Here is a 12314-nt window from a genome sequence, read left to right as displayed (position 1 = left end):
AAGGAGACATAAGTATGGCAAATATTGGAATTTTTTGTGGAACAGCAGGTGGAACATCTATGATTGTTGCCCAAGCTTTAGCAGAAGCTTTTGAAGTAGAAGAAGTGATTAATATGGAAGAAGATTTTGATGATATAGATCAAATGCTTGAACATGATGTTCTTTTTATTGGAAGTTCAACTTGGGGACAAGGTGATGTATATTTTGAATGGGTTGATCCTTTACTTGAAATTGAATCAGACGGCATAGATTTTTCTGGAAAAACTATTGCCTTATTTGGTGCAGGAGATAGTGTAAAACATGGTGAACACTTCTGTTCAGCTTTAGGGAAATTATATAAAACCTTTACAGGTGCTGGAGCAAATGTTGTTGGTTTTGTAGATGCCAGTGATTATAAGTATGAATACTCACAAGCAGAAATAGATGGAAAACTTTGTGGTTTAGCAATTGATGAACACAATGAAAAAGATAAAACAGAAATAAGAGTATCAAAATGGATTGACTCTTTAAAAGAAGAAATTCCAGCTTAAAATGGAATATTTTAAAGGATATAAAATGAAAACAGTAGAAGAATTTTATAAATTAAGAGATACAGAAGATTTTTTTAAATTTTTTGATATAGATTTTGACCAAAAATTAATCAATGTAAAAAGATTTCATATGATGAAAGAGTATGGAACACTTATAAAAAAAGGTTTAGCAGAAATATCAGATGAGAGTAAACTTTTAGAGTTTTTAAAATTTTCATTACTAAGAGTTTATGGTGATTATAAAAATGGTCATGCTCCAAGTGCAGCTGATGTTTGGAATATGTATGAGACTGGGAAATTAGAAGGTTGTTCTTCTTGTAGTCCAAGTCCAACAGGTACAGGAGGAAGTTGTGGGTGCTAAAGATGGATTTACACATAAAGATATCGTAGATGCGAATACACCTCTTCATGATAGTGTAACAGCAGGTCGTTCAGGAAAAGATGAAGACAAACCAAAGTTTGGAATAGGTCAAAAAGTTAAACTTCTAAAAGAGATAGTGAATGATGGAACCTATCCCCATGCACCAATTGGTACACAGTTGATGCCAGCAGGTGCAATTGGATATATAAAATCAATGGGTGAATTCTTGCAAGTAATTCGTGTATATGAAGTTCACTTTTTAGGTCTTTTGGATGTCCCAGTAGAAATAGTAGGGTGTAGAGAACATGAACTTGAAGCTATGGAAGATTATAGAGATGAAGTTGAAGAAGAGTTAGAATTTATGCGTAAGCATAGAGAAAAATATTACTCAAAAGATTAAACTCTTAACCAAGTCAGATGAAAGAGTTTTTTTGAACTTTATCATATGGCTTGGTTTGTATGAAGAAAACAAGCTAAAAAAGGAGACAAAATATGGCAAAAGTTATTTTTATGCATTTTGATACTGTTACTGATGGTATTTATAATGCAAAAATTGGTGAACCAATTTCAAGATTGGCTAAGGAAAAGGGTGTTCCACTTATCTCTGATTCAAAAGATTATGCAAAAAGTTTAATCTATGTTGAAAATCTTGCAGATGAAGAACCAACAAGTTATATGGAAGATGAAGAGTTAGATGTATTAGTTAAATTGGGAGCAATCACTTCTGATGAAGCTTTGCAATGTCAACAATTTACAATCAGTCCAAAAGTTAGAATTGCACCAATGATGTTAATCAAAGGTGATATTTTAGTAAAACCATACAAATTAAAATAACAATAAGTTAATCAGTATAAAAAAGCGAATTCATTCGCTCTTTAGGATTTTGCTACTTTTAAGGATTTTTTATAAATCCTGTTAAAAAGTAGATAAAAAATGAAGGTCCCTTTAAAATTGGGACAATTTAAAAGGAAAATAAATGACAACTAGAGTAGAAATTATAAACGATTTTTTAGCAATTAATGTTAAACCAGGGAGTACAATTCAAGATGTTGTTGAAGCATCAGGTTCAGCTTTACCTTTTGGATGTAGAGATGGAGAATGTGGAACATGTGTAGTTGAAATTGAACAAGGTATGGAGTTTATTTCTCCAATAAATGACAAAGAAGTTAAAGTAATCAAAGAGAATTGTGCAGGTACAGCAACTGATAAAACAAGATTGTCTTGCCAAATGAAAATAGTTAAGCCTAATGGTGTTATTAGAATTAAGTATTAAAAAATATACAAGGAAATGTCCAAATTCTTTTTGAATTTGGGCAAAATATCATAATGGCACAAACATTATCAACCTCGGCTTCACAAAAGCAAAATCTTAACTTATCTTTGAAATTGTGGCTACCAATGCTACAATCTTCACTTCAAGACCTAGAGAAACATCTAAAAAATGTCTCTTATGAAAATCCATTTTTGGAAATAAAAAAACCAAAAGAGTTTTATGCAAACTTTATGCCACAAGGAACTAGTGGGGAGTTTATCGAATCTTTGGCAATTTATAATGAATCTTTAAATGATGTAATAAGTGAACAAATATGTGCCCCAAATTTTTCGACTCCAAACTCTCAAAAAGTAGCTATGGAAATCATTTGTGACATAAATGAAGAGGGATATTTTGAAGGAGATATAGAAAAAATAGCTCAAACTTGTAATGTATATAAAGAGTATGTTGAGTCTATAAGACAAAGATTTTCACTTCTAGAACCAAGCGGAATTGGAGCAAAAGATTTATCAGAGTCATTTCTTTTTCAATTAGATGCCTGTGATAAAAAAATTGATGATGAATTATATAACTTCATAAAAAAGATTATTAAAGATATTTCTCATTTGGATAAATATGCAGCACACCATAGGTTTGAAGATGCAAAAGAGGTAATAAAATACTTTAATAATCCTCCTGCTATAAATTATATGAATGACAATGTACAAATAATTCCTGATTTTTTTGTGGATATTGGCGAAGATATCAATATCAAAATAAATCATGCTTATTACCCAGATTTAGAAGTAAAAGATGCTTTTAATTCTAAAAATGAGGGAATAAAAGAGAAATTAAAAGAAGCAAGAGATTTAGTAAACTTATTAGGTTTGAGAAAATCAACTTTATACAAAATAGTTCTTTTGATTGTAGAAAAACAAATTTCATTTTTTGTGGGTGGTGAACTAAAACCCTACTCTATGCAAGAATTAGCAAATGAAATTGGTTTTGCAGAATCAACAATTTCAAGAGCTGTGGCAAATAAGTATATTGAGTGTTCTTTGGGAACATTTCCTTTAAAACATTTCTTTTCAAATGCAGTTAACAATAAAGATTTATCATCTTCAGAGATAAAAAATTATATAAAAAGTCTCGTTGAATATGAAGATAAAGAAACCCCACTAACAGACCAAGATATTTTAGATGCTATTCAAGATAAATTTAACCTAGAAATGGTAAGAAGAACTATTACGAAATACAGAAAGATGTTGGATGTTCCCTCTTCAAAAGAGAGAAAAAAGCTTTACAAAGTAGAAAATCTATAGCTTTATTCTACACTAATAAAGCTCATTATCTCATATCAAATAACATAAACTAACTACTAAATAGTTTGTTTTTAAGATAACATAAGATATTATTTTTAAAGTATATTAGAAAAATAATTTAGAATAACATAAAATAATTTTAATAAAGAAGGAATATAATGTTTAATTTAGGCAAAACAGAAGAAGAATCTGCCAGATTAACTGCAATGGATGAAAACTATGCAATTATTTCATTTAAACCAGATGGAACAATAATACATGCAAATAATAATTTTCTAAATGTTTTGGGTTATAAATTAGAAGAAACAGCTGGTAAGCATCATAGAATGTTTTGTGATAAAACATATGTAACTACAAAAGAGTATACTGAATTTTGGGAGAGTTTAAATAAAGGGTTATCTCAAATAAATGAATTTGAAAGAATTAGAAAAGATGGTACTTCTGTTTGGATTCAAGCTTCATATACTCCTGTAAAAAATAAAAGTGGGAAAGTGACTCGTGTTGTTAAGTTCGCGCAAGATATTACTGATGCAAAAAATGTAATAAAAGCTGCTAATAAGGCAATTGATATAGCAAAAACAGGTATTATGAAACAAACTATACAAGAAAAAACACAAAATGAAGGTATAGAAAATCTTAAAAATGGTATTAATGACTTATTTCAAATTGTATCTACTAAAGTAGATGGTGATTTAAATAAAATATCTGATGCTTTATTGTCTTTTCAAAAGTTAAACTTTACACATAGAATAGAAGGAAACAATTTAGGAGAAGCAGCTAATGGCCTAAATAATCTTGCCAATGTTATAAATGAAATGTTAGTAGAAAATAAAGCAAATGGATTAACGCTCGATAAGGGTTCAAATTTACTTTTAGCAAATGTTGATAAATTAAATCAAAGTTCAAATGAAGCAGCAGCAAGTTTAGAAGAAACAGCAGCAGCCTTAGAAGAGATAACTGCAAATATTAGAAACAACACTCAAAATATTGCAAAAATGGCAAGTAATTCAACTAATGTTACAACTTCTGTGTCAAATGGGGAAAAGCTTGCAAATCAAACAACAGTTGCAATGGATGAAATAAATGAGCAAGTTAAATCTATCAATGAGGCAATTAGTGTAATTGACCAAATTGCATTTCAAACAAATATTTTATCTCTAAATGCAGCAGTAGAAGCTGCAACTGCGGGGGAAGCAGGTAAAGGCTTTGCCGTAGTTGCACAAGAAGTAAGAAACCTAGCTTCTCGTTCTGCAGAAGCTGCAAAAGAGATAAAAACATTAGTGGAAAATGCTACTTCAAAAGCAAATGAAGGCAAAAATATAGCTGGAAATATGATAAAAGGATATAAAGAGTTAAATCAAAATATTCAAGAAACTATAAATCTAATTTCAGATATTGAAATGTCAAGTAAAGAACAACAAACAGGGATAGAACAAATAAATTCAGCAGTAAACCAACTTGATCAACAAACTCAACAAAATGCAATGGTTGCATCTCAAACCCATGATATAGCAACAACAACAGATACTATTGCTAAACTTATCGTTTCAGAAGCAAATGAAAAAGAGTTTATTGGTAAAAATGATGTTAAAGCAAAAGAGATGAATCAAAGTGCTAAATAAATAATAACTCCAAAAAAATTATAACACTGTAAACAACAGAAAATAAAGGGAAAGATTTAAACGCTTTCCCCTCTTAAAACAATAAATAAAACTCTACATACTCCTTTTGAATAGTATTGATTTTAATCAATACTGTTTTTGTCCTATTTAGATAATATTCTAAAAAAAGGACCACATATGTTTAATATAAAATCATTATATTTTAGAATGACAATAATTCATTATCTTGGAATGTTATTATTACCTATTAATGCACTCTTTTTTACAACAAATACAACTTCACAAACAATTCAAATTGTTATTGCAATAGCTTTAATTTTTCATGAACTAGATGAAAGAAAAAATGGTAAAAAATTATCAAAAGAATTAGTAAATTTTCTTAAAAATATGGATAATAAAGATGCAAAACTTAAAATAAATACTTCTTTTGCAAGTGAATACTCTGAAATAAAAAATATTATTGATACTAGAGATAAAAAACAAAAAATCAAAGAACAAGAAGAATTCTTATTTATTACAGAGGCAAAAGATATCTTAGAACAGGTCAAAAATGGTACATATAATAATATTATTCAAGTAAAGACTTCAACTAAAGTACTTGAAGAATTTAAAATAGTTGTTAATGACATGATAATAAATACAAAAAAACATTTTGAGATTATTAATAATATTCTTAATGAATATACTAATTACAACTATACAAATGATTTAATTTTAGAAAATATTTCAGATGATGGAGAGTTTATAAATCTATCAACTTCAATTAATGAACTTAAAAATGCTATTACTTATATGTTATTGGAAAATAAAAAAAATGGTACTACATTACAAAAATCATCTAAAATTTTATTAGATAATGCTTTTAAACTAAATAGTTCTTCAACGGAAGCATCTACAAGTTTAAAAGAGACAACGCTTGTATTAGAAGAAATCACACAAAATGTTAGTAAAACTTATGAAAAAACAATTCAAATGTCAGAATTTGCAAACGCAGTTATAAAATCTGCAAATGAGGGAGAAACCCTTGCAAATAAAACCAATATTTCCATGGATGAAATTAATGAAGAAGTAAATTCTATAAATGAAGCAATAAGTATCATTGATCAAATAGCGTTTCAAACTAACATTTTGTCATTAAATGCTGCCGTTGAAGCTGCAACTGCAGGAGAAGCTGGAAAAGGCTTTGCAGTAGTTGCTCAAGAAGTAAGAAATCTTGCAAATAAAAGTACAGAAGCTGCAAGAGATATAAAAAAACTAGTTGAAGCTGCAAATCAAAAAGCCAATGAAGGAAAAGCTATCGCAAATGAGATGATAGAGGGATATTCGAATTTAAACATTGATATTGATAAAACTATAGAACTCATTAGTGAAGTAGCAATTACTTCTAAAAAACAACAAGAAGGTATAGTTCAAATTAACAATTCCGTAAAAGTTTTAGAAAAACAAATTTATACAAACTCAGAAATATCTTCTAAATCAAATAAAATTGCAACTGAAACATCAAATATTGCAAATACTATTGTTGAAGAGACAAGTAAAAAAACTTTTGAAGGAAAAGAAAGTATCTTTGAAAATATATGTGCTTAAGCTTTTATATTAATTAATAAAAAACATCTTTATAAAATTTTGATATTTAAATTTGTTTTTTGATTTTTTCTTTAGATAATACAACATATAATAGTAGTCACACCTATTTTAAAGAAAAAAATATGACTACACCAAATATTATTATGCTTTCTATTTTATCTTTTTTAATATTTTTGTTAATAATAAAACTATTTAAAGCTTAAAATGATGAATCTACTTTTCCCATATAGAAAATATAATTACATACTAAAAGCCTTAGGAATTTTATTAATCATTACTATTATTAGTCACATGTTTAGAAACTCTTTAGACATCATAAACATAGCACTTATACATATTATTCCTGTTATTGGAGTAGCTATTCATGGAAAAGGTAAAGCTACTTTTTTTATGACAATTCTTTGTGTAGTTCTTCTAAATTTTTTATACATTCCCCCAATATATAGCTTTTCTGTGCACAATGAACTCTATATTTGGAGTTTTTTGATTTTTGGAATTGTTGGGTGGATAATTACTTATCAAGCAAAAAGCATAAGCAATCAAATGAAACAAAATGAATTAAGAGAGAGTTTATTACATATTATTTCCCATGATTTAAGAACTCCCTTATCAACTATTCATGGAAGTATTAATTTAATATTATCAAACAATGAGTTAACTGAAACAAATAAAAATAACCTACTAGAAGATATAAATTATGCTTCTATTAGAATGGAAAGACTTATTACAAATATTCTTGATAGTACTAGATTATCAAGTGGCAATATTAATTTAAAACTTCAATGGTGTGATTTCGAAGATATTGTGGGAGTTGCTTTAGATGAATTTTCTCAAAAACAAAGTGACGAAAAAGTAATAGTAAATATTGAAGAGACTGGTCTCTTTTGGGGAGATAATACTTTACTTACTCAATTAGTAGTAAATTTACTTGATAATGCATTTAAGTATTCATCTACCAATGCAAAAATAGATTTTGAAGTCTTAGATTGTAATAATTACATAAAAATTCAAGTATTTAATGAAACAGAATTTATAGATGAAGAAAAACTAAAAAATATATTTGATAAATTTTATAGGGTAGAAGATACCAATGATATCTCAGGAAGTGGTATTGGTTTGGCTATTTGTAAAAGTATAGTTAAACTTCATAGTGGAGAGATAAAAGCTATTTCACAAAATAATGGCATACTAATAGAAATAAACCTACCAGTATTAAAAAGAGCAAAACTAATATGAAAGAGTTAATACACATAATTGAAGATGATTCTTCTGTAAAAAGATTATTAGAAATAACATTTAAAGAGTATGCTTTTAATTTTATTTCAAGTGAAAGCAAGAAAAATGCTATAATGATGTTTTTAAGTCATAACCCAAGTCTTCTCATAGTTGATTTAGGACTACCAGATGGTGATGGAAAAGATTTAATAAAACAAATTAGAGAAATATCAAAAGTACCTATTATCGTTTTAACAGCAAGACATGATGAAAAAGAAATTGTGGCAGCTTTAGATGTTGGAGCAGATGATTATATTACGAAACCATTTTCTGTAAATGAGCTATTGGCAAGAATAAGGGCAAATTTAAGAAGAAATATTGCAAAAGAAGAGATTGATAATAAATTCATTTGCAATGACTTAGAACTAGATATAAGTTCAAGAACTATAAAATTTAAACAAGAAGTTCTTAAATTAACCCCTATTGAATATGAGTTATTAAAATATTTTATGATAAATGCAAACAAGACCCTAACCCACAAACAAATTTTAAATGAAGTATGGGGAACAGGTTATCAAACTGAAATGCAATATTTAAGAACTTATGTAAATACTTTAAGAAAAAAGATAGAACAAAACAGTACTAGACCCAAATATATAAAAACTGAGTCTGGTATTGGCTATAGATTTTCTTATAGTGAGAATTAGGATTAATAATTAGTGGAACATAAATATGTAAGATCTATATTTTTAGGATATGTACTGGTTATATTTTTTGGAGCCTTAGTACTAGCCTTACCAATTTGTCATAAAGGTCACTTAGCCTTTATTGATGCAATTTTTACTGCTACTAGTGCTACATGTGTAACAGGGCTTATTGTTACAAGTACTTCTGAAAATTTTACTTTTTTAGGTGAAGTCATTATCTTGATTCTAGTCCAAATTGGTGGGATAGGATATATGTCATTGGTAATCATTTTCTTTTTATCACTTAGACAAAGATTAGATATAGATGAAAAAAGAGCCATGAGGCAATCATTGGATTTACCAAATATGCATGTTAGAAGATTCTTAAAGAAGATTTTTGCAGTTGTATTAGTTATTGAGCTTTTAGGTGCGATTGTTTTAACTACACAATTTCTTAAAAAGTATGATTTTTTAGACTCCCTTTGGTATGGAATATTTCATAGTGTAAGTGCTTTTAATAATGCAGGTTTCTCTTTATTTACAAACAGTTTGATGGGATATCAAAGTGACACTATTTCTTTAGTTACTATTTGTATTTTAGTAGTATTAGGAGGAATGGGATATTTTGTTTTAATTGAAATTTATGAAAATAGAAGATTTGCAAAAAGATTTACTATTCATACAAGAATCATGATTTACGGAACTATTATTTTAATTGTTATGGGAATGGTTTTATTTTTATCTATTGAGTGGAACAACCCAAAAACTTTTGGAGGCTTATCTGTTTATGATAAATTACTAAATGCCTTTTTTCTCTCCATTAACTTTAGAACCAGTGGGTTTAATAGTATTGATTTAGCAGGATTAAAAGAGTCTTCTCTTTTCTTCTCTACTTTGTTTATGATGACAGGAGCAGGGCAAGGAAGTACAGCAGGTGGTATGAAAATAACTACTGTTGCTATTTTAATTATTACAGTAATTTATATCTTAAAAGAGAGTAACCAACAACCAAGTATTTTTAAAAGAACAATTGAACAAAAAATTATCAATAAAGCCCTAGCAATCATCCTTTCATCCTCTTTTTTCGTACTTTTAGCCACTTTAATATTAGTGGAAACACAAAACTTACCTTTTTTAAGAATTTTATTTGAAGTTGTTTCTGCCTTTGGGACAGTTGGAGTATCAACAGGTAATGGTGATATTCTAAGTTTTTCTCAAGAATTTGATACCTTTGGAAAAAGTATTATCATAATTATGATGTTAGCAGGAAGACTTGGAGTCTTTGCCTTTGGTTTAATTTTAGTAGGAAAAGCAAAAACAAAACATTTTAAATACCCAGTAGGAAGGATTATTATATGAAAACAATCGCAGTTATTGGATTAGGAAAATTTGGATCTTATATTGTAAAGAGTTTATCAAGGTTAGATGTAAAAGTAATAGCAGTAGATAATGACGAAAAAAGAATTCAAGAGATAAGCGAATACATTGATAATGCTTTTGTTCTCGATAGTACAAATAAACAAGCCCTAGAAGATGTTGGAATATACAATCTTGATACGGTTATTGTTAGTATTGGTGAAAATATAGAAGCAAGTATTTTAACAGTAATGGCACTAAAAGATTTAAATAATCAAAATATTATTGCAAAAGCTATCACATCAACTCATGGTGAAATATTATCAAAAATTGGTGCTTTTAAAATAATCTATCCTGAAAAAATAGCGGGAAGAATGTTAGTAAATAAACTTATTGATAATATGACTATAGAAGAGATAGACATAAGTAACAATATAAAAATCATAAAACTAGTAGCAAATGAAAAATTTATCAATAGAAGAATTTATGAGATAAAAGAAGAGTACAAAAAACTTAAAATAGTCTCTTATAAATCAGATGGAACTTGGGTTTTAAATATTGACTCCTCTTATAAAATAAAAGAAAATGATATTTTAGTTTTTATAGGAGAAGCTAAATATAGTAAAGAGTTTTGTAAAGAATTCTAAAATTTAATTAAAATAAAGCTCACATTTTAAATCAACCTATGGTTGATTTTACTAAAACTTACACTCCAAAATAACAAAATTTACAAAATTTGTAGTAAAAAAACAATTATGCAAACAAGATAAATTTTATCCTATTTTCAACTTATAAAAAGAATTTATCCACCCAAACTCCTATTTTACGGGGAATTATAAAAATATTTAAAAAAAATATTCTTTTTTTCATCTTGTGGAACGCAATATGCAATTATCTATTTGTAATTAATAATATTAAAAGGAGACAATATGTCAGATTTAAGACAAATAGCGTTTTATGGAAAAGGTGGGATTGGTAAATCAACTACATCTCAAAACACATTAGCAGCAATGTGTCACTACTATGCAAAGAAAATTTTAATCGTTGGGTGTGACCCAAAAGCGGATTCAACTAGACTTATCTTACATGAAAAAGCACAATCTACAATTATGCAATTAGCATCTGAGGCTGGAACTGTTGAAGATTTAGAATTAGAAGATGTATGTAAACCAGGTGCTGGTGAATTTCACCCAGACAATACTGATATTACTGAAGGTTATATTAATTGTACAGAATCAGGTGGTCCTGAGCCAGGTGTTGGATGTGCAGGTAGAGGTGTTATTACAGCAATTAACTTCTTAGAAGAAGAAGGTGCATATGATGATGAGTTAGATTTCGTATCTTATGATGTTCTTGGAGATGTTGTTTGTGGTGGATTTGCTATGCCAATTAGAGAAGGTAAAGCACAAGAGATTTATATCGTAATGTCTGGTGAAATGATGGCTATGTACGCAGCTAACAATATTTCTAAAGGTATTTTAAAATATGCGAATACTGGTGGAGTTAGACTTGCTGGTTTAATTTGTAATGCGAGAATGACAGATAAAGAGTATGACCTTGCTAAACACTTAGCAATGCAAATTGGTACTCAAATGATTCACTTCGTACCAAGATCTAACCATGTACAAAGAGCTGAATTAAGAAGAATGACAGTTGTTGAATTTGCTCCATCTTCAGATCAAGCTATGGAATATAAAGAATTAGCTAGAAAAATCATCGCTAATGATTTAAAAGTTATTCCTGAACCATTAGAAATGGATGACTTAGAAAATCTATTAATGGAATTTGGATTAGAAGAAGAAGTTGACGAAGAAAACTTAGGTAAAAAAGCAGAAGAAGCTTAAAAAATAGTAAGTATTAAGCTGTATGTTGGTGAATTCTTTCGCCCTTTAGGATTTGCTTCTTTAAAGATTTTTTATAAATCTTGTTAAAAGAAGTCATAAAATATAGGTCCCTTTAAAAATGGGACATTTTAAAAGGAGAATAAAATGTTTGTATGTGGATACCACTTCCCAGCTGATATGGGTAATGATGTAAGTTTTGATAAAGTAATAGAAAAAGTACAAGATGGAATTGATGCTACAGGTAAATCTGTAACTGTTTCAAGTGAAACAAGAGAAGGTGTAAAGTTAGAAGAAATTTCTATCCCAGAAGGTTCTTTTTTACATACTGCCTTAGTTGATTATTATACTAATACTGAGTGTAAAGAAAAAGATGGTTATAAAATGGTTTATTATACTAATAAATACCAAATTTCTGAAATCTCAAAATCTGTTGATGGTGATGAAACTAAAGCTATTTGTAAAAAATTAGATGACATGAATCTATATAGAGTAAAAGTAGCATAAACAAAATTATAAAAAGGACAACTCGTTGTTCTCTT

14 protein-coding genes are annotated in these 12314 nt (G+C 28.4%); all 14 read left to right on the top strand.

All coding sequences use genetic code 11. The features are described from left to right. Positions 1-14: 14 nt before the first annotated feature. On the top strand, positions 15-530 hold the full coding sequence (locus tag ACNI3D_RS00315; RefSeq protein ID WP_419767871.1) for a flavodoxin domain-containing protein: 516 nt from the start codon (positions 15-17) through the stop codon (positions 528-530). Between the two features lie 25 nt (positions 531-555). After that, the gene (locus ACNI3D_RS00310; protein WP_013133874.1) at positions 556-891 is read left to right on the top strand and encodes a nitrogenase-stabilizing/protective protein NifW; all 336 of its coding nucleotides are present in this window, start codon (positions 556-558) and stop codon (positions 889-891) included. Continuing rightward, complete coding sequence (locus ACNI3D_RS00305; protein WP_013133873.1) at positions 881-1291, top strand: nitrogen fixation protein NifZ; 411 nt, start codon at positions 881-883, stop codon at positions 1289-1291. The genes ACNI3D_RS00310 and ACNI3D_RS00305 overlap by 11 nt, the downstream gene beginning before the upstream one ends. A gap of 92 nt (positions 1292-1383) precedes the next feature. Then, entirely contained in the window at positions 1384-1725 is a 342-nt protein-coding gene (locus tag ACNI3D_RS00300; protein WP_419767870.1) for a hypothetical protein, read from the top strand. Between the two features lie 142 nt (positions 1726-1867). Further along, complete coding sequence (locus ACNI3D_RS00295) at positions 1868-2164, top strand: 2Fe-2S iron-sulfur cluster-binding protein (protein ID WP_419767869.1); 297 nt, start codon at positions 1868-1870, stop codon at positions 2162-2164. A gap of 53 nt (positions 2165-2217) precedes the next feature. Then, positions 2218-3465 (top strand): RNA polymerase factor sigma-54, encoded by a 1248-nt coding sequence (locus ACNI3D_RS00290; RefSeq protein ID WP_419767868.1) that lies wholly within the window; start codon positions 2218-2220, stop codon positions 3463-3465. A 158-nt stretch (positions 3466-3623) separates the two neighbouring features. Beyond that, complete coding sequence (locus tag ACNI3D_RS00285; RefSeq protein WP_419767867.1) at positions 3624-5087, top strand: methyl-accepting chemotaxis protein; 1464 nt, start codon at positions 3624-3626, stop codon at positions 5085-5087. A 177-nt stretch (positions 5088-5264) separates the two neighbouring features. Further along, entirely contained in the window at positions 5265-6674 is a 1410-nt protein-coding gene (locus tag ACNI3D_RS00280; RefSeq protein WP_419767866.1) for a methyl-accepting chemotaxis protein, read from the top strand. 204 nt (positions 6675-6878) lie between these two features. Beyond that, a complete protein-coding gene (locus ACNI3D_RS00275) occupies positions 6879-7910 on the top strand; it encodes a sensor histidine kinase (RefSeq protein ID WP_419767865.1) in 1032 nt (343 codons plus the stop codon). Continuing rightward, the gene (locus ACNI3D_RS00270; RefSeq protein ID WP_419767864.1) at positions 7907-8596 is read left to right on the top strand and encodes a response regulator; all 690 of its coding nucleotides are present in this window, start codon (positions 7907-7909) and stop codon (positions 8594-8596) included. Before ACNI3D_RS00275 ends, ACNI3D_RS00270 begins: the two co-directional genes overlap by 4 nt. Before the next feature lie 12 nt (positions 8597-8608). After that, positions 8609-9934: a TrkH family potassium uptake protein gene (locus tag ACNI3D_RS00265; protein ID WP_419767863.1), complete on the top strand. Its 1326-nt coding sequence runs from the start codon at positions 8609-8611 to the stop codon at positions 9932-9934. Next, a complete protein-coding gene (locus tag ACNI3D_RS00260; RefSeq protein ID WP_129100352.1) occupies positions 9931-10578 on the top strand; it encodes a potassium channel family protein in 648 nt (215 codons plus the stop codon). The genes ACNI3D_RS00265 and ACNI3D_RS00260 overlap by 4 nt, the downstream gene beginning before the upstream one ends. A gap of 282 nt (positions 10579-10860) precedes the next feature. After that, entirely contained in the window at positions 10861-11775 is a 915-nt protein-coding gene (gene nifH, locus ACNI3D_RS00255) for a nitrogenase iron protein (protein WP_129100353.1), read from the top strand. A gap of 144 nt (positions 11776-11919) precedes the next feature. Beyond that, the gene (locus ACNI3D_RS00250) at positions 11920-12279 is read left to right on the top strand and encodes a hypothetical protein (protein WP_419767862.1); all 360 of its coding nucleotides are present in this window, start codon (positions 11920-11922) and stop codon (positions 12277-12279) included. The last annotated feature ends 35 nt before the right edge of the window (positions 12280-12314 follow it).

It is taken from the genome of Arcobacter siniprincipis (SeqCode) (assembly GCF_048571125.1).
GTDB classification, from domain to species: Bacteria; Campylobacterota; Campylobacteria; order Campylobacterales; family Arcobacteraceae; genus Arcobacter; species Arcobacter siniprincipis.
Note: the sequence above shows the minus strand (reverse complement) of the source record. Positions and strands in the feature narration are given on the sequence as shown.